The sequence below is a fragment of the Microbacterium sp. NPDC097977 genome (assembly GCF_040302605.1).
GTDB lineage: Bacteria > Actinomycetota > Actinomycetes > Actinomycetales > Microbacteriaceae > Microbacterium.
In genome coordinates, this window is record NZ_JBEOUR010000004.1 from 42,912 (window position 1) to 67,775 (window position 24,864).

24 protein-coding genes are annotated in these 24,864 nt (G+C 68.5%); 8 read left to right on the plus strand and 16 right to left on the minus strand.

The genetic code is table 11. The features are described from left to right. The first annotated feature begins 109 nt into the window (after positions 1 to 109). Complete coding sequence (locus ABTZ43_RS01960) at positions 110 to 1,381, plus strand: sensor histidine kinase (RefSeq protein WP_350537652.1); 1,272 nt, start codon at positions 110 to 112, stop codon at positions 1,379 to 1,381. After that, a complete protein-coding gene (locus ABTZ43_RS01965; RefSeq protein WP_350537653.1) occupies positions 1,378 to 2,073 on the plus strand; it encodes a response regulator in 696 nt (231 codons plus the stop codon). Before ABTZ43_RS01960 ends, ABTZ43_RS01965 begins: the two co-directional genes overlap by 4 nt. Before the next feature lie 63 nt (positions 2,074 to 2,136). Here the strand turns inward: ABTZ43_RS01965 and ABTZ43_RS01970 are convergent, their stop codons facing one another. Next, the gene (locus ABTZ43_RS01970; RefSeq protein WP_056416824.1) at positions 2,137 to 2,781 is read right to left on the minus strand and encodes an FMN reductase; all 645 of its coding nucleotides are present in this window, start codon (positions 2,779 to 2,781) and stop codon (positions 2,137 to 2,139) included. 1 nt (position 2,782) lies between these two features. Continuing rightward, entirely contained in the window at positions 2,783 to 4,006 is a 1,224-nt protein-coding gene (locus ABTZ43_RS01975) for an LLM class flavin-dependent oxidoreductase (protein ID WP_056416821.1), read from the minus strand. Positions 4,007 to 4,114: 108 nt separating this feature from the next. Here ABTZ43_RS01975 and ABTZ43_RS01980 point away from each other — a divergent pair, with 108 nt between their 5' ends. Together ABTZ43_RS01980 and ABTZ43_RS01985 are read left to right on the plus strand one after the other, a co-directional pair. Continuing rightward, a complete protein-coding gene (locus ABTZ43_RS01980; RefSeq protein ID WP_350537654.1) occupies positions 4,115 to 5,272 on the plus strand; it encodes an acyltransferase family protein in 1,158 nt (385 codons plus the stop codon). Next, on the plus strand, positions 5,269 to 6,132 hold the full coding sequence (locus ABTZ43_RS01985) for a serine hydrolase domain-containing protein (protein WP_350537655.1): 864 nt from the start codon (positions 5,269 to 5,271) through the stop codon (positions 6,130 to 6,132). Before ABTZ43_RS01980 ends, ABTZ43_RS01985 begins: the two co-directional genes overlap by 4 nt. A 12-nt stretch (positions 6,133 to 6,144) precedes the next feature. Here ABTZ43_RS01985 and efeB read toward each other — a convergent pair whose 3' ends face one another. The 3 genes from efeB to efeU are packed head-to-tail and all read right to left on the minus strand — an operon-like array spanning position 6,145 to position 9,669. Then, entirely contained in the window at positions 6,145 to 7,464 is a 1,320-nt protein-coding gene (efeB, locus tag ABTZ43_RS01990; RefSeq protein WP_502885297.1) for an iron uptake transporter deferrochelatase/peroxidase subunit, read from the minus strand. A gap of 22 nt (positions 7,465 to 7,486) precedes the next feature. Next, positions 7,487 to 8,719 carry an iron uptake system protein EfeO gene (gene efeO, locus ABTZ43_RS01995; RefSeq protein WP_350537656.1) on the minus strand — a complete coding sequence of 411 codons (1,233 nt, stop codon included), beginning with the start codon at positions 8,717 to 8,719 and terminating at the stop codon, positions 7,487 to 7,489. After that, on the minus strand, positions 8,716 to 9,669 hold the full coding sequence (gene efeU / locus ABTZ43_RS02000) for an iron uptake transporter permease EfeU (protein WP_149423219.1): 954 nt from the start codon (positions 9,667 to 9,669) through the stop codon (positions 8,716 to 8,718). The genes efeO and efeU overlap by 4 nt, the downstream gene beginning before the upstream one ends. A 164-nt stretch (positions 9,670 to 9,833) precedes the next feature. Between efeU and ABTZ43_RS02005 the strand changes: the two genes are divergently transcribed. Continuing rightward, on the plus strand, positions 9,834 to 10,838 hold the full coding sequence (locus ABTZ43_RS02005; protein ID WP_350537657.1) for an isopenicillin N synthase family dioxygenase: 1,005 nt from the start codon (positions 9,834 to 9,836) through the stop codon (positions 10,836 to 10,838). A 5-nt stretch (positions 10,839 to 10,843) separates the two neighbouring features. On the opposite strand, the gene ABTZ43_RS02010 is transcribed toward ABTZ43_RS02005, so the two are convergent. From ABTZ43_RS02010 to ABTZ43_RS02035, 6 genes are all read right to left on the minus strand, one after another. Further along, positions 10,844 to 11,173, minus strand: a complete 330-nt coding sequence (locus ABTZ43_RS02010; protein WP_350537658.1) for a transcriptional regulator — start codon at positions 11,171 to 11,173, stop codon at positions 10,844 to 10,846. Continuing rightward, a complete protein-coding gene (locus ABTZ43_RS02015; protein WP_350537659.1) occupies positions 11,166 to 12,065 on the minus strand; it encodes a hypothetical protein in 900 nt (299 codons plus the stop codon). Before ABTZ43_RS02015 ends, ABTZ43_RS02010 begins: the two co-directional genes overlap by 8 nt. Before the next feature lie 119 nt (positions 12,066 to 12,184). Then, positions 12,185 to 12,454 carry a 30S ribosomal protein S15 gene (rpsO, locus tag ABTZ43_RS02020; protein ID WP_017203073.1) on the minus strand — a complete coding sequence of 90 codons (270 nt, stop codon included), beginning with the start codon at positions 12,452 to 12,454 and terminating at the stop codon, positions 12,185 to 12,187. A gap of 208 nt (positions 12,455 to 12,662) precedes the next feature. Further along, complete coding sequence (locus ABTZ43_RS02025) at positions 12,663 to 13,217, minus strand: YceI family protein (protein ID WP_056416795.1); 555 nt, start codon at positions 13,215 to 13,217, stop codon at positions 12,663 to 12,665. 181 nt (positions 13,218 to 13,398) lie between these two features. Beyond that, complete coding sequence (locus ABTZ43_RS02030; RefSeq protein ID WP_045255339.1) at positions 13,399 to 13,767, minus strand: FKBP-type peptidyl-prolyl cis-trans isomerase; 369 nt, start codon at positions 13,765 to 13,767, stop codon at positions 13,399 to 13,401. A gap of 269 nt (positions 13,768 to 14,036) precedes the next feature. Continuing rightward, a complete protein-coding gene (locus tag ABTZ43_RS02035; protein WP_350537660.1) occupies positions 14,037 to 15,374 on the minus strand; it encodes a PrsW family intramembrane metalloprotease in 1,338 nt (445 codons plus the stop codon). Between the two features lie 88 nt (positions 15,375 to 15,462). Between ABTZ43_RS02035 and ABTZ43_RS02040 the strand changes: the two genes are divergently transcribed. Continuing rightward, positions 15,463 to 16,332, plus strand: coding sequence for a fumarylacetoacetate hydrolase family protein (locus ABTZ43_RS02040; protein ID WP_056416792.1), 870 nt, complete (start codon positions 15,463 to 15,465; stop codon positions 16,330 to 16,332). A gap of 76 nt (positions 16,333 to 16,408) precedes the next feature. Here ABTZ43_RS02040 and ABTZ43_RS02045 read toward each other — a convergent pair whose 3' ends face one another. After that, entirely contained in the window at positions 16,409 to 17,869 is a 1,461-nt protein-coding gene (locus ABTZ43_RS02045; protein WP_350537661.1) for an aspartate ammonia-lyase, read from the minus strand. A gap of 93 nt (positions 17,870 to 17,962) precedes the next feature. Beyond that, positions 17,963 to 18,877, minus strand: coding sequence for a metallophosphoesterase (locus tag ABTZ43_RS02050; RefSeq protein WP_350537662.1), 915 nt, complete (start codon positions 18,875 to 18,877; stop codon positions 17,963 to 17,965). 80 nt (positions 18,878 to 18,957) lie between these two features. Here ABTZ43_RS02050 and ABTZ43_RS02055 point away from each other — a divergent pair, with 80 nt between their 5' ends. Continuing rightward, on the plus strand, positions 18,958 to 19,524 hold the full coding sequence (locus ABTZ43_RS02055) for a TetR/AcrR family transcriptional regulator (protein ID WP_350537663.1): 567 nt from the start codon (positions 18,958 to 18,960) through the stop codon (positions 19,522 to 19,524). A gap of 75 nt (positions 19,525 to 19,599) precedes the next feature. Here ABTZ43_RS02055 and ABTZ43_RS02060 read toward each other — a convergent pair whose 3' ends face one another. Together ABTZ43_RS02060 and ABTZ43_RS02065 are read right to left on the minus strand one after the other, a co-directional pair. Next, on the minus strand, positions 19,600 to 19,935 hold the full coding sequence (locus ABTZ43_RS02060) for a hypothetical protein (RefSeq protein WP_056416781.1): 336 nt from the start codon (positions 19,933 to 19,935) through the stop codon (positions 19,600 to 19,602). Beyond that, positions 19,932 to 21,296 carry an inorganic phosphate transporter gene (locus ABTZ43_RS02065; protein ID WP_314096552.1) on the minus strand — a complete coding sequence of 455 codons (1,365 nt, stop codon included), beginning with the start codon at positions 21,294 to 21,296 and terminating at the stop codon, positions 19,932 to 19,934. The genes ABTZ43_RS02060 and ABTZ43_RS02065 overlap by 4 nt, the downstream gene beginning before the upstream one ends. A gap of 156 nt (positions 21,297 to 21,452) precedes the next feature. Here ABTZ43_RS02065 and ABTZ43_RS02070 point away from each other — a divergent pair, with 156 nt between their 5' ends. After that, positions 21,453 to 23,552 carry a S9 family peptidase gene (locus tag ABTZ43_RS02070; RefSeq protein ID WP_350537664.1) on the plus strand — a complete coding sequence of 700 codons (2,100 nt, stop codon included), beginning with the start codon at positions 21,453 to 21,455 and terminating at the stop codon, positions 23,550 to 23,552. Positions 23,553 to 23,663: 111 nt separating this feature from the next. Here the strand turns inward: ABTZ43_RS02070 and ABTZ43_RS02075 are convergent, their stop codons facing one another. Further along, positions 23,664 to 24,692, minus strand: coding sequence for an ATP-dependent 6-phosphofructokinase (locus tag ABTZ43_RS02075; RefSeq protein ID WP_350537665.1), 1,029 nt, complete (start codon positions 24,690 to 24,692; stop codon positions 23,664 to 23,666). Between the last annotated feature and the right edge of the window lie 172 nt (positions 24,693 to 24,864).

Below are 24,864 nucleotides of genomic sequence, written 5' to 3' on the forward strand. Positions count from 1 at the left end.
CTGTCGGTGTGTTCACCGTCGCCGACTTCCCTCCGCGGCACCATTTGTGGTCGTATTGGTCACTACCGGGATCGCAGACCCCGCGATCACCGCCGATCGGAAGGACCCGATGAGACCCGCGCGCAGCATCGCCTCACGGGTCTTCCTCGTGCTGCTGGTCGCGGCGATCGTCCTCGGAGCGCTGGTCGCGGTGTTCCTGGTGGTGGATGCCCAGCGGGCCACCCATGCCGAGGCCGAACGCGTCACGGCGGCGACGGCGGCGACCGTGGCATCCTCCCCGCTCGTGGTCGACACGCTCGGGGGCGACGATCTCACGGCGACGAGCGTCGCACTCGAGCCCTACGCGCTGGACGTCATCGCCGATGCGGGCCTGGACTTCGTGACGATCATGACCCTGGACGGCACGCGCGTGACGCATCCGGATCTCGATCAGATCGGCGCTCGCTACCTCGGCACCATCCCCGATGCCCCGCGCCCGTTGACGGAGGTGTTCACCGGGACGCTGGGCCCGTCCGTGCGCACGATCGTGCCGGTGATCGGGCCCGGCGGCGCCGCGGTGGGCTGGGTCTCCTCCGGCGTGACCATCGAATCGATCTCGGAGACCCTGGTGCGCAGGCTCCCCCTCTCCCTCGGCATCACCGCGGGGCTCGTCGCCTTCGGGGCGCTCGGCGCTCTGGCGGCTCGCCGGTTCACACGCCGGATCGCCGGGGATCTGCCGCCGGGGCAGGTGCGCGACGCGGTGTCGTCGTACGAGTCCCTGCGCACCCTCGGCGACGCGATCCGGGCACAGACCCACGAGCACGGGAACCGCATGCACACCGCCGTCGCCCTGCTCGAGCTCGGACGCACGGACGAGGCGATCGAGATCCTGACCGAGACGTCGCGGCAGAGCCAATCCCTGGTCGACCAGGTCACGGCCCGTCGCGCCGGCGACCCTGCGGTGGGCGCGCTGCTGCTCGGCAAGGCGTCACAGGCCAAGGAGCGTGGCATCGACTGGCGGGTGCGCATAGATCCCGACACGCCGCGGTCGCCGCTGTCGGCGGTCGAGAGCGTCGCCGTGCTCGGCAACCTCATCGACAACGCCATGGATGCGGCGGGCGAGGCCGAGGAACGCTGGGTCGAGGTCGCTCTGCAGACATCCGCCGACGGGGGCATCCTGCTGGAGGTCTCGGACAGCGGCCACGGCATCCCCGCGCCGCTCCGCGAGCAGATCTTCGTCCAGGGATTCTCGACCAAGCAGGCGGACACGCAGGGACGCGGCGTGGGCCTCGCACTGGTCCGCTCGGTGGTGCTCGGGGCCGGGGGCACTGTTGCGGTGTCCGAGAATCCGACGACTTTCCGCGTCGTCCTCCCCCCGACGCGGGGGAAGGCGTCGACATGATCCGCACCCTGCTCGTCGACGACGACGCCCTGACGATCGAACTGCATCGGTCCTACCTCGACCGGATCGACGGCTTCGTCGTCGCCGGGGAGTGCGCCGGGGCCCGCGCCGCGCTCTCGGCCCTGCTGGCGCAGCCGTCGGATCGGCCGTTCGACCTCGTCCTGCTCGATCTGACCATGCCCGACGGTTCGGGGATCGACGTCCTGCGCGCACTTCGCGCCCGCGGTACGGCGATCGACGTGATCGCGATCACCGGTGTGCGGGACGCCGAGAGCGTTCGGCAGATGGCCGCGCTGGGGGTGTATCAGTACCTGGTCAAGCCGTTCCCGTTCGCGGTCTTCCAGGAGCGTCTGACCGCCTACCGCTCGTATCGCGAGCAGGCGCGATCGACCGACGGCGAGGCCACCCAATCGGAGATCGATGCCCTGCTGGGCCGTGCCACCGGCACCGTCCTCGTCCCCAAGGGGCTCTCCGACGCCACCCTGCAGAAGGTCACCGGCGCGCTGCGTTCCGGAAGTGCGATGTCGGCGAGCGAGGCTGCCGAGCGGCTCGGCATGTCCCGTGTCTCGGTGCGTCGGTATCTCGAGCACCTCGCCGCGTCCGGAGTGGTCATCCGCAGTGCACGGTACGGGGCGCGGGGTCGTCCGGAGACCGAGTACGGCTGGAATCGGCGCACAGACGGACGCGACTGACATGGCCCGGTCCCGAGACCGCGCGTACGCCGCTCGATCGTCGTCGAGCGGCGCACGCCGAGGTCACTCGCCGGCGAGACCGCCGAGCATGTGACCGAACGACCGGCCCTCGCCGAGGTAGGTCGCGGGATCGTACGGGTCGAGGACCTCGGTGGTGTCCCGCCTGGCGACGGCCTCGGCGAGCTCACGCGCGCCCTTCTCCACCCTCTTCGCGAGAGGGGCGACGTCGTCGCCCGCCCCGCCCCAGTCGCTGGAGGCCGCGAACACGCCCGTCGAGACGGCATCCGCATGCAGATAGGCGAAGAGCGGGCGGATCGCGTAGTCGATCGCGAGCGAATGCCGGGCCGTACCGGCGTTCGCGCCGATCAGCACGGGCATCCCGGTGAGGGCGTCGGGGTCGAGCACGTCGATGAACGACTTGAAGAGGCCGTTGTAGCTCGTGGAGAAGATCGGCGTGACCGCGATGAGCGCATCGGCGGACACCACGGTGTTGATCGCCGTCTCCAGCGCCGGCGGCGCGAACCCCGTGAGCAGGTTGTTCGTGATGTCGTGCGCGTAGTCCCGCAGCTCGACGACGTCGACCGTCGCCTCGATGTCGTGACCGGCAAGTGCCTTGACGGTCTCAGCGGCGAGGCGATCGGCCAGCATACGCGTGGACGACGGGTTCGAGAGTCCGGCCGAGACGACCGCGATCCGACGGCTGGCCATCTCAGGCGCCCTTCCGGCTCAGACCGAAGGCGGAACCGGCGGGAGCGGGCGTGTCCTGGTAGGGCGAGTCACCCGTGAGGTTGTCGCCCCGGTTCGCTCCGGGCCGCGCCTGACGCGTCGGGCCGTCGCCGAACTCGGCCAGCACTCGCGACGCATGGGTTGGCGCGTCCGGGACGTTCGCCGGACGATCCTTCGCCAGCTCCTTGCGCAGCACCGGCACGACCTCGGAGCCCAGGATGTCGAGCTGCTCGAGCACGGTCTTCAGAGGAAGACCGGCGTGGTCGATGAGGAAGAGCTGCCGCTGGTAGTCCCCGTAGTGCTCGCGCATCGCGGCATAGCGGTCGATCACCTGCTGCGGCGACCCGACAGTGAGCGGGGTCATCTCGGTGAAGTCCTCCATGCTCGGACCGTGCCCGTACACAGGGGCGTTGTCGAAGTACGGGCGGAACCGGTTCACGGCATCCTGCGACTTCGCCGCCATGAACACCTGACCGCCCAGACCGACGATCGCCTGCTCCGGCGCGCCGTGTCCGTAGTGCGCGTAGCGCTGACGGTACAGCTCGATCAGACGCTGATAGTGCTCCTTGGGCCAGAAGATGTTGTTCGCGAAGAACCCGTCGCCGTAGTAGGCGGCCTGCTCGGCGATCTCCGGTGTACGGATCGAGCCGTGCCAGACGAACGGAGCGACACCGTCGAGGGGACGCGGAGTCGAGGTGAAGCCCTGCAGGGGTGTGCGGAACTTGCCCTCCCAGTCCACGACGTCCTCCCGCCACAGCTTGTGCAGCAGCGCGTAGTTCTCGATCGCGAGCGGAAGGCCCTGGCGGATGTCCTGGCCGAACCACGGATACACCGGTCCGGTGTTGCCGCGACCCAGCATGAGGTCCATGCGGCCGTCCGACACGTGCTGGAGCATCGCGTACTCCTCGGCGATGCGCACCGGGTCGTTCGTGGTGATGAGGGTCGTCGAGGTCGACACGATCAGACGCTCGGTCTGCGCGGCGAGCGCAGCGAGGAACGTGGTGGGGCTGGACGACCAGAACGGCGGGTTGTGGTGCTCGCCGATCGCGAAGACGTCGAGACCGACCTCCTCCGCGTGCGTGGCGATCCGCAGGGTCGCCTTGATGCGCTCCTGCTCGCTCGGCGTGTTGCCGGTCGTGGGATCGCGGGTGATGTCGCTGACCGACATGATGCCGAACTGCACCGGGACGCCTGCCTGCTCGCTCATGATTGCTCCGTCTTCTCGAATCGGGTGCCGCGCATCCGGTTCTATTCATGTGAATGTATCTGAGTCAACGCGATGCCAGCAACTTTATTCCCCGAGTAGCCTCGGAGCATGCACAGCACCGGAGCCGACCCGACGAGCCCCGCCACCACGTCCGCCCCGAGACCGCGCAAGAGGGTCCCCTTCTGGGACAACGCACGGTACGCCTGCATCGTGCTGGTGGTGCTCGGACACGCGATCCAGCGCCTCACGTACGACTCCGACATCGCCCTCGCCGCGTATCTCGCGCTGTACGCGTTCCACATGCCGGCATTCGCGATCATCTCCGGCTACTTCTCGAAATCCGGCTCCCCCACCCGGGTGCAGATGGCGAGGGTCATCACCGACATCCTCGTCCCCTACGTCATCTTCGAGTTCCTCTGGACGCTGACGAAGTGGTTCGTCGAAGGACAGGCGGATCCGAACTTCACCAAGCCGTCGTGGACGCTCTGGTTCCTGCTGGCGCTGGGGATCTTCCGTCTGGTCCTCCCCTATCTCGCCCTGCTGCGCTGGCCGCTGCTGTGGACCGTGATCATCTCGGTGGGCGTGGGCTATCTGCCCAACGTCGACAGCACGTTCTCGCTGTCACGCACCCTCGGACTGCTGCCGTTCTTCGCGCTGGGATGGTGGCTGCGCGACCGCGACATCGTCACGCGCCTCCGCCTGCTCGACGTGCGCCCGTGGTGGGTCAGGGCGACGGCCCTGTGCGTGCTCGCGATCGCGGGCTTCGCGGCGTGGAACTGGATCGACATCTGGAAGCAGGTCGACCTCGGTCGGTGGTTCTTCTATGAGGACGCGTATGCGGATCTCGGCGGCGAGCAGTGGTGGGCGGGTGGCGCGCGCATCGCGTTGATGCTGCTTGCGGTCATCCTCAGCGCCGCGTTCTTCGCCCTCATCCCCCGCGGCACCCACTGGTGGACCCGGTTCGGCCAGTACACGATGTACGTGTTCCTGCTGCACTCCTTCGTGCTCTACCCGTTCCGAGAGTCCGGAGTGCTGCGCGACCTCGATCCGACCTGGCTGTGGCTGCCGCTCGTGACCCTGCTGTCGGTCGTCCTCGCCCTGGCTCTCGCGACGAAGCCGGTGCGGTCGATCTTCCGCCCCCTCGTAGAGCCCCGGCCGCGCTGGCTGTTCGCCGATCCGGAGCTCACCGGCAGGCAGGGCCACCGCAGCGACCCGACCGGCTCCCGTCGCCCCCGGCAGACCCCGGACGCGAGTGTGAAGCGGTGACCCGAGCCGAGCGGATCCGAGATCTCATCGTCGAGCAGAGCGACGCGACGGACTTCGTCGCGCACGGACTGCACGTGCGCATCGGCGACGACGTCGCCGAGCACCGGTGGACCGAGGATGTCCGCGAGGAGATCCACTCCGTGGCGAAGGCGGTGTGCGTGCTCGCCGCCGGCATCGCCGCGGACGAGGGGCTCGTCTCGCTCGATGCACCCGTCGCCGAGTACGTGCCGGACGTCGTCCTCGGCGACGGTGTCGACGAGGTGACCCTCCGGCATCTGCTCACGATGTCGAGCGGCATCGACCTTCCCTACTCGGAGACCCTGATGACCGACTGGCCCGATCTCGCCCGCGAGTTCCTCGGGCGGATGGCGCGCGGACGCGTGTTCCAGTACTCCAATGCCAGCAGCTACACCGCGATGGCGGTGCTGGCGTCGCGGACCGGCGACATCCTCGAGTATCTGCGGCCGAGGCTGCTCGACCCGCTGGGTCTCGGCGACATCGCCTGGGAGCGCTGCCCGCGGGGTCGGGTCGTCGCCGGCAGCGGCATCGCTCTGCGCACCGAGGAGATGTCGAGACTCGGACGACTCATCCGCGACCGCGGTGAATGGGAGGGCGTGCGCCTCGTCTCCGCGGAACTCGTCGACGGGATGCACTCCGACTGGGTCGCCTCGGGCGAGAACCCCGGGTACCGGCGGTATGCGCTCGCGGGCTGGGACGGCCCCGGACGCCAGTGGCGACTGCACGGCGCACACGGTCAGCTGATCCTCTTCGCCGGGGATGCGGTGGTGACCATCAGCGCCGACGACCACTTCGGAGCGGACTCGATGGCGGCCTTCGTCGCCGACCTCCTCGACGTCTGACTCCGGAGAAGGTCAGGCGAAGAGCTCCGCGCCGACGTAGGACCCCTGTCGCGCGCCGCGCGGGACCGCCCAGATACCCGATCCCACGTGTCGGATGTACTCGTTCATGCGATCCGTGGAGAGGGCTCGCTGGAGGCTGATGAACTGCGCGGGATCCCGCTGGTACGAGAGGAAGAACAGCCCCGCGTCGAGGCGCCCGAGGTCGTTGTTGCCGTTGACGTAGTTGAAGCCGCGGCGCAGGATGCGGATGCCTCCGTTCTGCTCCGGGTGCGCGAGCCGCACGTGCGAGTTCGCGTCGATGGCGGAGGTGCCGAAGTCGGGCGCGGTGAACTCGTCACCACCCGAGAGAGGAGCGCCCGAGCCCTTGTCCCGCCCGACGATCGTGTCCTGTTCCGACAGGCGCACCCGGTCCCAGGTCTCGATCAGCATCGCGATCCTGCGGGCCACGAGGTACGACCCGCCGGCCAACCAGGCGGGCTCGTCGTCCGCACCGACCCAGACGTGCGCCGCGAGGGCATCGGCGTCGTCCGCGAGGATGTTGGCCGTGCCGTCCTTGTAGCCGAAGAGATTGCGCGGAGTGGCCTGCGCCGAGGTCGTGCGCGACGTCTTGCCGAAGCCGAGCTGCGACCAGCGCAGCCGGGCGCGCCCGAAGGCGATGCGGCTGAGGTTGCGTATCGCGTGCACCGCCACCTGCGGGTCGTCGGCGCAGGCCTGGATGCAGAGGTCGCCGTGGGAGGACTGCGGGTCGAGGTCATCGCCCAGGAACGCCGGCAGCCGTTCGAGCCCCTCGGGTCGCCGCGCCGCGATGCCGTAGCGATCCCCCTCATCGTTCTCGAACAGGCTCGGTCCGAAGCCGATCGTGATCGTGAGCGACGCTGCCGGCAGGCCCAGCGCCTCGCCGGTGTCGTCGGGAGGCACCTCGGCGTCCCCGCCGACAGCGCCGGTGGCGCTCACCTCGAGTCCCGCAGCCATCCTGGAGGCCGCGTACGACCAGTCCTGCAGCAGCGAGATCAGGTCGTCGCGGTCGGTCCGGGGCATCATGTCGAACGCGGCGAAGTGCAGATGCTCCTGCACGGGCGTGGTGATGCCCGCCTGATGCGCACCGAAGAAGTCGTATGCTCGCTGCGCGTCCTCGACCGCCTCCGCCCTCGCCACCGCGGCACCACCGACGAAGCCCGCTCCGACGCCTGCCGCGAGGGATGCGACCCCGCCGCCGAGCGCGAGTCCGAGCAGACCTCGCCGGCTCAGACCCCCCGACGAGGGTGCCGAGGCCGCAGGATCCGGCACCGGCGCGGAGTCCGCGGCTGCGGCGTCGTTCGATCGTTCGTCCACGTGCGAGACCGTACCCTTCGGATCAGTCGAGGACCGTGCCGGTGAGCTGCGACAGCGGCTCCGCGAGGGCGTTGATGAGATCGGTGAACTCGCGCTTGTCGGCATCCGTGAGCTCCGAGTAGCCGACGAATCCGTCGGCGAGGGAGCCATGGGCCGCCAGAGACCCCTCGAGGGCGGTGTATCCGTCCTCGATCTCGGACACCAGCGCGGCGCCGTCGTCGCCCTGCGCCGTCGCGAAGTCCTGCACCAGGGAGAACGCCATCTTCGACCCCTCGACGTTCGCCGCGAAGTCGTAGAGGTCGGTACCCGACCACCAGTCCTCCTCGCCCGAGATCTTGCCCGTCGCGACCTCGTCGAGCAGCGCGATGGCGCCGTTGGAGATACCGCCGATGCCCTGATCGTCCAGCGCCGTGGTGAAGTCATCGGAGTGCACGTACTCGTACAGCTCCTGCACGTCGGCCATCAGCTGGTCGCCGTAGTCCGCGCGCTCCTGGGGCGTCGACGGCACCCAGTCCTGCCAGGCCGGCGTCTCGCCGTCGGCGTTGAGAGCATCCTGCGCCGGCACCCACAGGTCCTTCTCGATGCGGTGGAAGCCCGTCCAGTCGAGCCCTTCCGCCACGGCGTCCACCTCGCGGTAGTCGATGCGGGGGTCGAGTGTTCCGAGCGCCTCGGCGACAGGCTCGATGCGCTCGTAGAAGGCGCGCGTCTGCGGGAAGAGCGTGCGCGCGCTCTCGTCGTCGCCCGATTCGTACGCGGCGACGAGCTCCTCCACGGAGGGCACGAGCTGTCCGACCTGATCCTTCACGAAGGCGGCGTAGAGGTCCACTGCCTGCTGCTTCTGCTCGGAGTCCTCACCGGCGACCTCGACCCGGTCTCCGGTGACCGTGAATTCCGACTTGCCGACGCCCTCGCCGATCATGCCCGGCTTGCACAGGGTGAAGTACTTCCCGGGCTGGGCGACGACGGTCAACGTGCGCGACGCGGACGGCGCGATGTTCTCGACCTCGCCGACGATGCGCAGGCCGTCCTCAGCCAGGAGGTAGAACTCGGACGTCTGCCCGCTGTCGTTCTTCACGTCGAAGGTCAGGGTGCCGCTCGCCGCCGTGGCACCGGACACGGCGCACGCGGAATCCGTCGACGACACATCGAACGCCGCACCGGAGGCGACGTCGCTCTTCGCGACGCATCCGCTCAGGACGAGTGCGGCCGCGCCTGCTGCGGCGACGGCACAGAGGATTCGACGAGAGGTGGTCATGCTGCTCCTTGCTGGGTGAGGGTGGCCGTCGCGCCGCTGTCCGAGGACACGGTGGCAGACGGGCGAGGGGTGGCGGGGCGACGCGATCGCAGCCCGCGAATGAAGAAGAATCCGACGATGAGGATGTACACCGACCACGCGGCGACCTGGAGCCAGGTCATGCGGGGCATGAAGCCGACGGTCGCCTGGAGGACGGTCGCCCAGGCGCTGTCCGGAGCGATGACGCTCGTGACGTCGAAGGCCCAGCCGAAGGGGAAAGCAGCCCAGCCGAGCGCCACGGCGCCTGTGACCGCGTCGATCGGTGCCGCGGCCGTGAAGGGCCCTGGCAGCGCTCCGGCCTCCTGCAGATCCATGACGGCGTAGGCGAGGACACCGGCCGCGACGATGACGAGGAATCCGCTCGTCCAGGTGAAGAACCGACGGAGGTCGAGTCGCACCGCACCGCGCGCGAGGAGCCAGCCGATCACCACGGCGACGAGCAGACCGAGGACGGCACCGATGAGCGCGGTCGGTGCGTCACCGAACGACTGCACCATCGACCACAGCAGAAGCGTGGTCTCGATGCCCTCGCGTGCGACGGAGACGAACCCGATCGCGATCAGCGCCCAGATGCCGCCCTGGGTGAGCGCCCGGTCGAGCCCGCCCTCGAGGGTCGCCTTCATGGTGCGGCCGGCCTTCTGCATCCAGAAGATCATCCAGGTCACCATGCCCACCGCGAGCAGGGAGAGCAGACCGCCGATCAGCTCCTGCGCTTCGAAGGTGAGAGTGTAGGCGCCGAAGGTGAGGATCGCTCCGATGCCCAGCGCCAGGGCGATGGCGAGTCCGACTCCGATCCAGAGCCTCGGCAGCGCATCGCCGCGTCCGAGCCGACGGAGGTAGGCGACGAGGATGCCGACGACGAGTGCGGCTTCGAGGCCTTCACGGAGGCCGATGAGGAAGGTGGCGAGCACGGAGGAACACTCTCTGACACAAGAAATGAGGTAAGGCATCCCTTACCTCCAGAGACTTTAGCACCACCGCCCATGCGTGTTTCACCACACGCCCACCGGGCCGTCCACGGGTAACGCGACGCAACACAGCGCCACCCGCGACGGGGCCGAATTACGCTCGGGTCATGGCTGATCTCTCGCTCCCCATCCTCGACCTGTCCCAGCTCGACGCCGGCCCCGAGGCCGCGGCGCGGTTCCGTGACGATCTGCGCGCCGCGACCCATGACGTGGGGTTCTTCTACCTGACGGGCACCGGCATCTCCCCCGCTCTCGAGGAACGTCTGCATCAGGCGGCCCTCGACTTCTTCGCGCTCCCGGAGGAGGACAAGCTCGCCATCGAGAACGTGAAGAGTCCGCACTTCCGCGGCTACACGCGTATCGGCGGAGAGCGCACGCAGGGCAAGGTCGATTGGCGGGAGCAGATCGACATCGGCCCCGAGCGCGAGCCCCTCGAGGGAGGCCCGGCCTTCAATCGACTGACCGGTCCGAACCTGTGGCCCGCCGCGCAGCCCGAACTCAAGGCCGTCGTCACCGAATGGCACGACACCCTGACCGAGATCGCCCGCAAGCTGCTGCGCGCTTGGGCGCTCACCCTGGGGGCGGACGAGTCCTACTTCGACGAGCCGTTCCACGACCCGTCGACCCTCATCAAGATCGTGCGCTATCCGGGCACGCACGACCCCGAGCCGCAGCAGGGCGTCGGCGCGCACAAGGACTCGGGCGTGCTCACGCTGCTGTGGGTCGAACCGGGCAAGGGCGGTCTCCAGGTGGAGCGCGACGGCGAATGGGTGTCCGCACCGCCGGTCCCCGGCGCCTTCGTCGTCAACATCGGTGAGCTTCTGGAGTACGCCACCGGTGGCTACCTCAAGGCGACCAACCACCGGGTGATCTCGCCTCGCGCCCCCGAGGAGCGCATCTCGATCCCGTTCTTCTTCAACCCCGCGCTGGATCAGCAGCTGCCTCTGCTCGAGCTCCCCGCGGATCTCGCCGCCGAGGCGACCGGGATCACCGAGGACCCGAGCAACCCCATCCACGCGACCTATGGCGAGAACGCGATGAAGTCGCGCCTTCGCGCGCATCCCGATGTCGCGGCGATCCACCACCCCGACCTGGTGTCGCCCCGGAACTGAACCGATCAGAGCGAGGGGCCGCCGCCGAGCGCGACGATCTCCCGCAGCGCCTGGAGGTGGCCGGCGAAAGCCGCGCGACCGGCCGCTGTCGAGTGGACCCACGTGCGTGGGCGATTGCCGAGGCTGACCTTGCGGGCGACGACGTACTCCGCGGCCTGAAGGTGCGAGATGGCCTTGCTCAATGGCGAATCACCGCATTGGAGGATCTCGCGCAACGCCGCGAAATCCAGTTCGACGCCGTCGCCGAGCGATGCCAGGAGCGAGAAGCGGATCGGAGACGCGAAGTTGTCGTCGAGCCTGGTCCGCGGGTGCGGCCGAAATGGACTCTCACTCACGCAGATCACGTCCGGGGGCGAACGAGACGGCGATGAACAGGGCGATGATGCCCAGACCGCTCAGCACGCCGACCAGAACCGGAATGTCATCGACGAGCACCGCCAGCGACAGCACGCAGGCGGATACGGCGAAGGCAACGAGGTGAGGCCAGCGCCAGGAGGCACCGACGGCCGGGAGCCCCATCTCCGTGCGTCCCGCCATGAGCCAGGCGAACAACATCAGCACGACGAGCAGGAGCAGCGCGCTCGTGAGATTCCCGTCCGACGAGGACCCGAGCATCGCAAGCACACCGACGGCGATGCCGACGCCGATCGTTCCCCACCGCACGCCGCGCGGGAGCGGGGCAGGATGCGACCGTGGAGGGGGACCGTCATCGGCCGCCCGAGCGAGCTGCACCACCCCGTAGCCGCCATACCCGATGAGCACGAGCGCGGCAGGGATCCACATCCCGATCGTCGGAAATCGGGGATCCCAGACCACGAAGCCGAATACGACGAGTGCCGCGACCGTCAACACCGCGCCTGAGACCCACAGCAGCCAACGCGACCGCGTCAGGCGCCACTGCATCCCATTGCGCTGCGCGATGCCGCTGGCCAGCTGCCCCCACAGGAGGAACCCGAAGAGCATCACCTGGCTCGCCCCCGCGTGATGGTCGCCACGCAGGGCCGCCGCCATCGCGACGAGGTACACGGCGGTGATGACGGCGTTCGCGATCTGCAACCACGCCAGCCCTCGCCGATCGACGACACGCCCGCGTCGATGCACCACCGCATCCGCCTCGTCGAGATAACTCTGGGCGAGCTCCGCGCTCGGCGGTGCGAGCGCCTCCTGTCCCTGGACCGGCTTCTGCTCCATCGCGTGTCCTCCGATCGCTTTCCAGTAGGAAAGCACATTACTTTCCTACTGGAAAGAGATCGAGAGATCAACCCCGGACATGACGAAGGCCGCCCCACACCTGGGACGGCCTTCTCAAGAATGTTTTGCGCGATTGTACGCGCGAGCGCTCTGCGTTATCGGCGGAGACCCAGGCGAGCGATCAGCGAGCGGTAACGCTCGATGTCGACGCTCTGGAGGTAGCCGAGCAGACGACGGCGCTGACCCACGAGCAGGAAGAGGCCACGACGCGAGTGGTGGTCGTGCTTGTGCTCCTTCAGGTGCTCGGTGAGGTCCTTGATGCGCTGCGTCAGCATCGCGGCCTGCACCTCGGGGGATCCGGTGTCACCGGGGTGCGTCGCGTACTCTTCGATGATCGCCTTCTTGACGTCTGCTTCCAGTGCCATAGATTCGATCCCCTCTCTACTTGTTGCGCGGTGCCCGACGCCTGATGCGTGAGCTCTCTTTATCCGCGGCCGATCAAACGGCAACCTGTCGAGTCTACCAGGCATCCACCCCGTCGCACGACGCGAGCAGACTCCGAACGCTCAGGCCCCGGATGCAGAGAGGACCCCGAGCCCTCACGGGCCCGGGGTCCTCCGATGCGATGCGGGATCAGTCCTGCTGCAGAGCCGCCTGCAGGTCGAGGTTGATCGTGACGTCCTTGCCGACGAGCACGCCGCCGGTCTCGAGTGCGGCGTTCCAGGTCAGACCGAAGTCCTCGCGGTTGATGACGGCCTTCGCCGACGCGCCCGCCTTGTAGTTGCCCCACGGGTCGGAGCCGAAGCCGCCGAAGTCGACCTCGAACGTGACGGGCTTGGTGATGCCGCGAATCGTGAGGTCACCGTCGACGAACAGCTCGCCCTTCTCGGCGCGTGCACCGGTGGAGACGAAGTCCATGGTCGGGAAGTTCTCGGTGTCGAAGAACTCGGCCGAGCGGAGGTGCTGGTCGCGGCCCTCGTCCTTCGTGTCGACGGACGTGACGTCGACGCTGGCCTCGACCGTGGTCTCGAGGGGGTTCTCCGGGGCTGTGAGCGTCGCGCTCTTCACACCGAAGGTGCCGCGCACCTTGGAGATCATCATGTGGCGGACACTGAAGGTGACCTCGCTGTGGGCGGGGTCGAGGACGTAGGTGCCGGGACGGTAGCCCGGGATGTCGATGCTGGTCATGGTTTTCTCCTCGGGAGACGGGGGCCGCGGGTGGCGGCAGGGATGAGGGGCCGTGTTCACGGCGTCACGCGTAACAACTTACATGCGTACGCATATATTCCGCTGTATGCGACGAATGTCGTCCGCGTTCGCAGAAGGCGCCGACCCCGACGGGGTGCGGCTCCTTCGTCGCTCGTCGGTGTCAGCCGACCTTCACGAGGTCGATGATGAAGATGAGCGTCTTGCCGGAGAGGAAGTGCCCACCGCCGACGGGACCGTAGGCGAGGTGCGGCGGGATGACGAGCTCACGTCGGCCGCCCTCCTTCATGCCGGGGATTCCGTCCTGCCATCCCTGGATCAGGCCGCGCAGCGGGAACTGGATGGTCTCACCACGACCCCACGAAGAGTCGAACTCCTCGCCGGACTCGAACTCGACTCCGGCGTAGTGCACGGTGACGGTGTCGCCGGGCTTCGCCTCGGCCCCGTCTCCTTCGATGATGTCGCGGACCACGAGCTCCGCGGGTGCGGGGCCGGTGGGGGCGTCGAACTCAGGCTTTGTGCGATCAGTCATGATGTCCATCCAACCCGAGCACCGGGGGCAGGGTCAACGCGACGGCGCCCGCTCACAGCGAACACGTCAGAACCTGCCCGCTCGCCCCGGCAGCGCGACCGTCCTCACGAGCGCGGAAGGTCTTGACACCCGTCGATACCGGGTGCACCCTGTTTACAGATCAACTCAGCGCCCGGTAGACATGCAGGCATCGCCGCAGCACCGGGCGCTGAGTCTTTGCCACGGCAGACCCGACACCGCTCGAGGCGATCACTCCCCCGCCGTGGCGATCAGTACGCCAGCAGGGCCGCCCTCGCCGCACGGGTGCGCGCGAGCAGCGCCTGCTCGTCGGCGGGGGCCATCGGGTCGCGGCCGGTGATCGCCCGCTGGCGCACCGAGGCGAGCATCGTCGCGTCCTTGATGAACTGCCGCATGAGGGGACGTCGGTCGCCGCGCAGCTGCGATGCCCAGGCCAGCCCGGTCTTGCGCCCGGCCGGCGTCGCCAGCATCGTGACCTCCTCGGGGGTGAACCATCCGGCGGAGGCGTAGTCGCCGAGTCGCGCCCTGGTGAGGCGCGACTCCTCCCGCCGCAACGCGATGATGCCGAAGATGAAGCCGACGAACAGCGGAACCTGCAGAACGAAGTACAGCAGGAAGAAGTTCACGAAGGACGATCCGTTCCACAGGCCGTGCAGCAGCATCGCGCCGAGCATGCCGAGGACGCCGAATCCGAGCGCCGCGCCGCTGGAGGCGTGGCGACGGGCCGCGAGGCCGATGGCCAGGCCCGTCAGCGAGGTGAACATCGCGTGCGCGAACGGCGACATGATCGCCCGCAGGATGAAGGTCACGGTGAGCTGCCCGCCGCCACCCTCGATGAGGCTGATCGCGAAGTACTGGATGTTCTCGGTGAAGGCGAAGCCGGCGCCGACCAGCGCACCGTAGACGACGCCGTCGACCGGACCGTCGAACGATCGGCGCGCGATCAGGAAGATCAGGAAGACGCCGATGCCCTTCCAGAACTCCTCGACGATCGGGGCCTGGACCACTGCTCCCGCCACCTCGCCGCGGAATCCGAGGACCGCGGTGAGACCGAGATCGACCAGCAGGGTGAGGCCCACCGCGGCGATGGCTCCCCACGCGATCGCGAAGAACACCAGCGACTTGGGCTCCGGTTCCCACCGGTCGATCATGCGCACGACGAAGAAGACGATGGCCAGCGGCACGAGAGCGAGCACCAGGCCGATGACCGACGCCGCCGCTCCGAGGAACAGGCCGAAATACGCCACGAGAGCGAGCATCAGCAGACCGAGGAAGCCGAAGAGCGAGTAGAGAGCGATCCGGCCGCCCCGTCGCCCGGGCGGAAGAGGGGGAAGTCCCTGTGCCGGCGACGGCGCGGCAGGAGCCGGCGGCGAGTACGGGGTCGGCTGCGCGAGCACCGACGCGTACACGGGCTGCTGCGCGAACTGCGGCGGCATGTAGTTCGACTGCGCGTACTGCTGGGCCGAGTACTGCGGCGGCTGCCCGTGCTGCGGCTGCGGCTGCCCGTACTGCGGCTGCTGTCCCTGTTGCTGCGGCTGTGCGGGCGGCGGCGAGTAGGGCGATGGCTGGGACGGTCCTCCGGAACTCATAGCGAAAGCATATGGCGAACAAGCTCCTCCGCCCGGGTCTGGCGACTTCCTCCAGCCGATCCGGGGCGGCACCGGATAGCGTAGGAGTATGCGGTTCGCTCATCTGCGCCGTGCCGACTCCTCGACTGTGCATCTCGCAGTGGTGGAGGGGGCCGACGCCATCCTCGTCTCCGATCTCCTCACCGACCCTCCTGCGACTCTGCAGCAGCTGATCGAGGGCGGTGAGCCGGTTCTCGCCGCGCTGCGCTCGGCGGTCGCCGACGGCGAGGCGCCCCGGCATCCGCTCGACGGCTGGGACTACGCATCCGCCGTCATCGCTCCCCCGGCGGTGCTCGCCGTGGGACTCAACTACGCCGCGCACTCCAGCGAACTCGGTCTGAAGACCGACGCGGCGCCGACGGTGTTCACGCTGTGGCCGAACTCGCTCACCGGCCATGAGCAGACCACCTCCTGGCCGCGCGCGCTGAGCGAGGCCGTCGACTACGAGGCCGAGCTCGGGGTGCTCATCGGCACCCCGGCGAAGGACGTCGCAGAGGCCGAGGCCCTGTCGCACGTATGGGGCTACACCGTCGTCAACGACATCACGGCGCGCAACGTGCAGTTCTCCGAGGCGCAGTGGTCGCGATGCAAGTCGTTCGACGGCTTCACCCCGACCGGCCCCTTCGCCGTCACGGCCGATGAGATCGCGGATCCTCAGGACCTCCACATCTGGGCCGTCGTCGACGGGCAGACCGTGCAGGACGCCAGCACCGACCAGATGGTGCGGTCCGTCGCGAAGCTCATCGCGCACCTCTCGCAGTCGCTGACCCTGCTGCCGGGAACCCTCATCTCCACCGGCAGCCCCGGCGGTGCGGGCTACTCCCGCGATCCGCAGATCTTCCTCCGCGACCGTTCCACCGTCACCGTCGGCATCGACGGCATCGGCGAACTCACGACCCACTGCCGCGTGCAGGACTGACCGCAGACCCCGCATCATCGCGGACGACGAAGGGCCCGGCGACTCCGCCGGGCCCTTCGTCGTGTGCGGAGTCCGCTCAGATCTCGATCAGATCCTCGGAGGCGATGACCGGGATCGCGGCGGTGATCGCCTCGAGACCCGACAGACGCGCAGGCGACAGCTGCTTGATGACCTCGTCGCGAGACATGAGTCCGGCCTCGACGACCAGATCCGCGACGTTGCGGTTCGTGAGGAGAGCGGTCTTCGCGAGGGCGGCAGCCGCCGCGTAGCCGATGAACGGGGTGAGTGCGGTGATGACGCCGACGGATGCGCCGACCATGGCGCCGAGACGGTCGCGGTTCGCGGTGATCCCGTCGACGCAGTTCACCCGAAGCGTCCACATGGCCTGACGCATCCAGGTGATCGACTGGAAGATCGAGTGCGCGATCACCGGCTCGAAGGCGTTCAGCTGCAGCTGACCCGCCTCGGCCGCCATCGTCACGGTCATGTCGGCACCCGCGACGGCGAAGGCGACCTGGTTGACGACCTCGGGGATCACCGGGTTGACCTTGCCCGGCATGATGCTGGAACCGGCCTGCATCGCCGGGAGGTTGATCTCGCCGAAACCGGCCTGCGGCCCCGACGACAGCAGCCGCAGATCGTTGCAGATCTTCGACAGCTTCATCGCGTTGCGCTTCAGGGTCGACGAGAACGACATGAACGAACCGGTGTCGCTGGTGGCCTCGACGAGGTCGGCGGAGGTCACGAGGTCGAGAGTGGTGATCTCGCGCAGGTGCTTGAGCACGGCGGGCGCGTAGTCGGCGTGTGTGGTGATTCCCGTGCCGATCGCCGTCGCGCCCATGTTGATCTCGAACATCAGCGACGCGTTCTCGGTCAGACGCGTGTGGTCGTAGCCGAGCGTCGAGGCGAAGCCGTGGAACTCCTGGCCGAGGGTCATCGGCACGGCATCCTGCAGCTGCGTGCGACCGACCTTCAACACGTCGTGGAACTCGCGGGACTTGTTGAGGAAGGAAATCCGCAGGAGATCGAGTTCCTCGAGCAGCGAGCGCAGCGTGAGCGAGAGGCCGATCTTCACCGCGGTGGGGTAGACGTCGTTGGTCGACTGGCTGCGGTTGGTGTGATCGATGGGCGACAGGAACGCGTAGTCGCCCTTCTCGCGACCCGCGAGCTCGAGCGCGATGTTGGTGATGACCTCGTTCGCGTTCATGTTCGTCGAGGTGCCGGCGCCGCCCTGGATGACGCCGACCGTGAACTGGTCGTGGAACTCGCCGTCGATCACCCGCTGCGCCGCACGATCGATCAGATCGGCACGCTCGGCATCGAGGACGCCGATCTGTCGGTTCGCACGGGCGCTCGCCTGCTTGACCATCGCGAGAGCGACCACCAGATCGGGGTAGACCGAGATCGGACGCTTGGTGATCGGGAAGTTCGCATCGGCGCGAGCGGTATGGATCCCCCAGTACGCGTCGGCGGGAATCTCCATGCTCCCGAGCGAATCGGTCTCGGTGCGGGTACGGGTAGGCGCGGCAGAAGCCATGTCACATCCTTGTGGGTAGTGGCGAGTGTGGAGTGCGGGGGATGACCCAAGTCTACGCCCGAGCACATGCGCACACCGGGATACGTGTCCCGATCAGCGTTTCCGCGAGAAGACCTCGAGCCGCTCCTCGGGGCTGAGCGCGGCCATGCGCTCGACCCAGGTCTGAGAGAACACGTCTCCGGTCGGCGCGTCGACGACCGGCACCACGGTGTGCGTGATCGTGTCGGCGCGCACATGCACGATCTGGAACGCCTGCGCCGCATCCATGCCGTTGACGTCGGCCGCGGGACGCGCGACGTTCATGGTGTAGCAGGTGGCCGACGAGACGCTGACGGGCACACCCGCGAACGTCCCGTGTGCGGAATAGTGCAGGTGCCCGGCGAGGATCCCGCGCACGTCGCTCCCCCGGATCGCCTCGGCCAGCTCGTCCTGATGACGAAGCTCGAGGATGTCGAACAGCGGCAGGTGACTCGGCAGCGGCGGGTGATGCATCGCGAGCAGTGTGCCGTGCGGGGCCGGCTCACGCAGGATCTCCCGCAGCCACGACAGCTGGCCCTCGTCGAGATCGCCGTGATGCCAGCCCGGAACACTCGTGTCGAGGGCGATGAGCCGCAGTCCGTCGAGATCCCAGACGCCCGTCACCGGATCCGAGGTCGGCGCCAGATCCAGCAGTCCCTCGCGCAGCGCCGGGCGCTCATCGTGGTTTCCGGCCACCCACACCACGGTGGTGCCCAGCTCCTCGGCCACCGGCTCGACCGCCGCACGGAGCCGACGATAGGCATCCGGCTCGCCGAGATCGGCGAGATCGCCGGTGACGACGATCGCCGTGGGGTGCGGATGCACGGCGCGGACGGCCTCGAGCGTCCGGGCGAAGTTCGACTCGACGTCGTACCGCCCGCCCAGTCGCGCACCGTCGGCGAGGAAATGCGGATCGCTCACGTGGATGATCACGTGAGACGCGGGCTGGTGGCGACCGAAGACGTGCTCGCTCTCGGAATGCGCTGACATGCTCCCAGCCTAGGCCGCGCTCCGACACCGGCCCCGGCTCGGCACCACGTCAGGTGTAGTGATCACGATAGGGTTCTCGGATGGCGAAGAACGAGGCACGCAGGCGGCTCATCGCGGACGCGGGACTGACGATCCTCGCGACGGAGGGCTCGCGCGGACTCACCCATCGCGGGGTCGACGTGGTCGCAGAACTCCCGGTCGGCACGACGTCGAACTACTTCCGCAGTCGTGACGCCCTCATCGAGGGACTGGTCGATCGGATCGGGGAGCGTCTGGCGCCGAGCGAAGACGACCTGGCGCGTCGGGCGTCGGCGACCCCGAGCGCCGAGCTGTTCGCCGACTACCTGCGTGACATCGTCAGACGACTCAGCGATGACCGCGACGTGACGGTGGCACTGTTCGAGTTGAGGCTCGAGAGCAGCCGACGCCCCGAGGTCGCCGCGCTGCTCGGTGCCTGGCAGCGGGCGGGGTTCGAGGCCGACGTCGCCTTCAACGCCTCCGCCTCTCTGCCCGGCGGACGGCATGAGATCGCGCTGTTCCACTACGCCATCGACGGTCTCCTGCTCGACCGGCTGACCACGCCCATCGACCCCGACACCTCGACCGACGAGATCATCGACCGACTCGTGGCGGGGCTGCTGCGCTGAGGACGCAGGAGCGGCACCTCAGCGGGTGCTCAGCGGGTGCTCAGCGCGGGACGATGACTCGGGGCCCGTCGACGATCAGTGCCCGACGACGATGATGAGGATGCCGGCGACGACGGCGACCGCGCACAGCGCGAAGCAGCCGTAGGCGCCGAGCAGTGCGATCCGACGCTGCGCCTCGGTCAGCGGGCTCTTCTTCGCGGCCTTCGCCGCCTGCTTGGCCGCGCGACGCAGCTCCTTCTCGGTGATCACGGTGATGGCATCCGTGAACTCGGCCGGGCTCACGACCGGCGCGCGGCCGCTGCGCACCAGCAGGCGCAGACCCAGCGAATAGAAGGTCACGACGGCGCATGCGCCGATCAGCGCGGCGAGGAAGACCTGGAGGAACGCGCTCCAGTCGATGTCGACACTCACTTCGCCTCCTCGCTGTCCGTCGTCCCGGCATTGTCGATCCTGGGCGCGGCACCGGTGCTCGGTCCGCGCTTGGCAGCTTTGGCCGCGGCCTTCTCCTTGGCCTCGGCCTTGGCCTTCGCCTTGGCCTTCTCCCGCGCGTCGGCGCGCGCCTTGGCCTCGGCCTTCGCCTCGATCGCCCGCTGCTGACGGCGGGTGGGCGGCGGCATGTCCGGGTGCTCGATGGCGAGACCGGATTCCGCCACGTCGCTCATCGCGTTCGCGGGCGTCACGGCGTCCTTGCGCGAACGCAGGAACAGTCCGATGATGACCACGAGGGCGAGCACCGCATCGATCGCGATGCCCCAGGTGCCGAGCCAGGTGATCAACAGCGCCGCGAGAGCGCCGACCGCGCCGGCGGCGGGAAGCGTGAGCAGCCATCCGATCGCGATGCGCCCGGCTGTCCGCCAGCGCACGGTCGAACCGCGACGGCCGAGGCCGGAGCCGATGACCGAGCCCGAGGCGACCTGAGTGGTCGACAGCGCGAAGCCGAACGCGCTGGAGGCGAGGATCGTCGCGGCCGTGGAGCTCTCGGCCGAGAACCCCTGCGCCGGCTTGACCTCGGTGAGCCCCTTGCCGAGTGTGCGGATGATGCGCCATCCGCCGAGGTACGTGCCGAGGGCGATCGTGACGGCGCAGGCGATGATGACCCACAGGTGCGGATCCGCCTGCGAGCTGCTCTGCCAGCCGACGGTGATCAGCGCGAGCGTGATGACACCCATGGTCTTCTGCGCGTCGTTCGTGCCGTGCGCGAGGGCGACGAGCGACGACGTGAAGATCTGTCCCCACCGGAAGCCGTCGCGTCCGTCGGGCTTGCCGTCGTAGCGCCGGGTGATCGAGTAGGCGAGCTTGGTGGCCGCGAAGGCGATGATGCCGGCGGTCAGCGGCGCGATCAGAGCCGGGAGGATGATCTTCGACAGCACCATGCCGAAGTCGATTCCTCCCACGCCGACGCCGACCAGCGTCGCGCCGATCAGTCCGCCGAACAGCGCGTGCGAGGAGCTCGAGGGCAGGCCGAGCAGCCAGGTCAGCATGTTCCAGGTGATCGCGCCGATCAGCCCGGCGAAGATCATGGGCAGGAACGCATCGCCCTGGATCGTGTCCTCCCGGATGATGCCGTGCGAGACGGTCTTCGAGACCTCCGTCGAGAGGAAGGCTCCGACCAGATTGAGCACGGCCGCGAGGAGGACCGCGGTCTTGGGCTTGAGGGCGCCGGTCGCGATGGGCGTGGCCATCGCGTTCGCGGTGTCGTGGAACCCGTTGGTGAAGTCGAAGAAGAGTGCCAGCAGGATCACCAGCACGACGATGAGGGCTGCGGTTTCCACCGGTCGCTTTCGGTCGTTGAGGAAGAAGGAGATGTCGACGTGATCGACGTGACGAACGAAGAGTTCACCGTGGGTTTGACTTCCGTTAACCGGCCCCGTTGAATCTTCCCACCCTCCCGAGTGCCGGTCAACTCGACCTGGGCTAGCGTGGATCCCGTGACTGATGCTCCGATCGCAGACCGCCGCTCGACCCTCCGCACTCACCACGGCGACACGTTCGACGATCCGTACGAGTGGCTTCGCGCGAAGGACTCCCCCGAGGTGATCGCGCACCTCGAGGCCGAGAACGCGCACACCGACGCCGAACTCGATCACCTGGCTCCGCTGCGGGAGACGCTGTTCCAGGAGATCAAGGGACGCGTTCAGGAGACGGACCTCTCGGTCCCCACCCGCCGCGGCGACTGGTGGTACTACAGCCGCACCGAGGAGGGCGCCCAGTACGGCATCCACTGCCGCACCGCCGCGGCCGAGGGAGACTGGACTCCTCCCGTCCTCGAACCCGGTGTCCCGGTCCCGGGAGAGACGGTGCTGCTCGACGGCAACGTCGAGGCAGAGGGACACGAGTTCTTCTCGCTCGGCGCCTTCGACACCTCGGACGATGCCACGAAGATGCTCTGGGCCACCGACTTCGAGGGTGACGAGCTGTATACGGTGCACGTTCGCGACCTCGTGACCGGCGAGACCCTCGCCGACGAGATCCCCGACACCGGCGGCGCGTTCTTCACCCCCGACGGCACCGGCATCCTCTACACGACGCGCGACGACGCCTGGCGTCCCGACACCCTCTGGCTGCACCGCCTCGGCACCCCTGTGACGCATGACGTGAAGCTCTTCCACGAGCCCGACGAGAAGTACTGGCTCGGCGCGGGCATCACGCGCAGCCGGAAGTACCTCGTGATCGCCGTCGGCTCCAGCATCACGAGCGAGGAGTACCTCGTCGACCTGTCCGGTGACCTGACCGCGGCGCCGCAGATCGTGTGGCCGCGTCGCGAGGGCGTCGAGTACTCGCTCGAGCACGCCGTGGTCGACGGCGAGGACCGGCTCTACATCCTGCACAACGACGGCGCTCTGGACTTCGAGCTCGTCTCGGTGGCCGCCGCCGACCCGCTCGGCGAACGGCGCGTGGTGCTCGCGCACGAGCCGGGCCGGCGACTGCTCGGCATGGACGCGTTCCGCGACTTCGCGACCGTGGAGTACCGCAGCGAGGGACTGGAGCGCGTCGGACTCCTCGACTACGCGACGGATGACGTGGAGGATGTCGTCTTCGACGAGCCGCTGTACTCGGCGGGAGTCAGCGGCAACCCCGAGTGGCATTCGCCGTTCCTCCGGCTCGGGTACACCTCGTTCGTCACTCCCGGAACGGTCTACGAGCTCGACCTCGCCACCCGTGAGCTCGAGCTGCGCAAGCAGGTATCGGTGCTGGGCGGCTACGACCCGCTCGACTACGGCCAGGAGCGCGCCTGGGCGACGGCATCCGACGGCACGAGAGTGCCGATCTCACTCGTCTGGAAGCGCTCGTTCGGCGCCCCCGGAGCCGAGCCTCGCCCCGTGCACCTCTACGGCTACGGGTCGTACGAGCACTCGATCGACCCGGGCTTCTCGGTCGCACGCCTCTCGGAGCTCGACCGCGGCATCGTCTTCGCCGTCGCGCACGTCCGCGGCGGGGGTGAGATGGGGCGCCAGTGGTACGAGGACGGCAAACTGCTGAACAAGCGCAATACGTTCACCGATTTCGTGGCGTGCGCCAGGCACCTCGTCGACGAGGGGATCACCTCCCCCGAGACGCTGGTCGCCGAGGGCGGCAGCGCGGGTGGACTGCTGATGGGGGCGATCACCAACCTCGCTCCCGAGCTCTTCGCCGGCGTGCTGGCGGCTGTTCCCTTCGTGGACGCCCTCACCACGATCCTCGATCCCTCGCTCCCCCTGACCGTCATCGAATGGGACGAGTGGGGAGACCCGCTGCACGGGGCCGACGTCTACGAGTACATGAAGTCGTACTCGCCCTACGAGAACGTCCGTGACGGCGTCGCCTACCCCCGCATCCTCGCGGTGACCTCACTCAACGACACGCGCGTGCTCTACGTGGAGCCGGCGAAGTGGATCGCCGCGCTGCGCGTCGCCGGTGCCGCAGATGCGCTGCTCAAGTGCGAGATGGTCGCCGGGCACGGCGGCGTCAGCGGGCGCTACAACTCGTGGCGGGAGCGCGCGTTCGAGCTGGCCTGGATCCTCGACACGGTGGGGCTCGCCCGGGAGTGAGACCCGCGGGGTGGTCACCCCGCGGGATCAGGACGACGGTCCGGACTCAGGATGCTCCGCTGCGACGCATCCCGCGTTCGGGCGAGTCCCGTGTTCAGCCGAGTCCCGTGTTCAGCCGAAGAGCGCCGCGGCCTCGTCGTACCGGCTGCGCGGAACCGTGTTGAGCTCGCCCAGCGCCTCGGCGAACGGGACCCGCACGATGTCGGTGCCCTGCATGGCGACCATCTGTCCCCAGGAGCCATCGACGATCGCGTCTGCGGCGTGCAGACCGAGGCGCGTGGCGAGCACGCGGTCGAATGCCGACGGGGAGCCGCCGCGCTGGATGTGGCCGAGGATCGTCGCACGCGTCTCGATGCCGGTGATCCGCTCGATGGCCGGGGCGAGCTGATCGCCGATGCCGCCGAGACGCGGGCGGTTGAAGGCATCCAGGCCCTTGTCGCTGAAGGCCTCGTCCATGCCGAGCAGCTTGAAGCCCTCGGACACCACGACCAGCGGGGCGCGACCGCGATCATGGGCGCTCGAGACGAGATCGCAGATGTCGTCGATCGACATCGGGACCTCGGGGATGCAGATCGCGTGGGCGCCCGCAGCCATGCCGGCGTGCAGCGCGATCCATCCGACGTGACGTCCCATGACCTCGGCGACCATGCAGCGCTGGTGGGAGTCGCCCGTGGTGCGCAGTCGATCCATGGCGTCCGTGGCGATGTTCACCGCGGTGTCGAAGCCGAAGGAGTAGTCGGTCGCCCGCAGGTCGTTGTCGATCGTCTTGGGCACGCCGATGACGTTGATGCCGTCCTTCGCGAGACGGTCGGCCGCGGCCAGGGTCCCCTCGCCGCCGATCGCGATGATTCCGTCGATCTTGTGGCCGTACAGGGTCTTGGCGATGTTCTCCGCTCCGCCGCGCTCCCCCTCGTACGGGTTCGTCCGGCTCGTGCCGAGGATCGTGCCGCCGACCTTCGAGAGTCCCTTGACCTCGTGACGGGTGAGCGGGAAGAAGTCGCCGTCGACGACTCCGCGCCATCCGTCGCGGATGCCGACGAACTCGAGATCGTACGTGGTGGTGCCCTTGAGCACGATGCCGCGGATGACCGCGTTGAGTCCGGGGCAGTCGCCGCCGCTCGTCAGAATGCCGATCTTCATGCTTGCCTCAGACGGGTTCAGGGGAAAGGGAACAGGCGACGGTGCCTGCGATCGACACTATCGGTCTGCGACGTGCGGGCGCCATTCGAGAGGAGGAAAACCGCGGATCTTGCCCGAGGTTCGGCCACGATCTCCCGAATATTCGCGATCACGCCCTGTACGGCGCGAGATC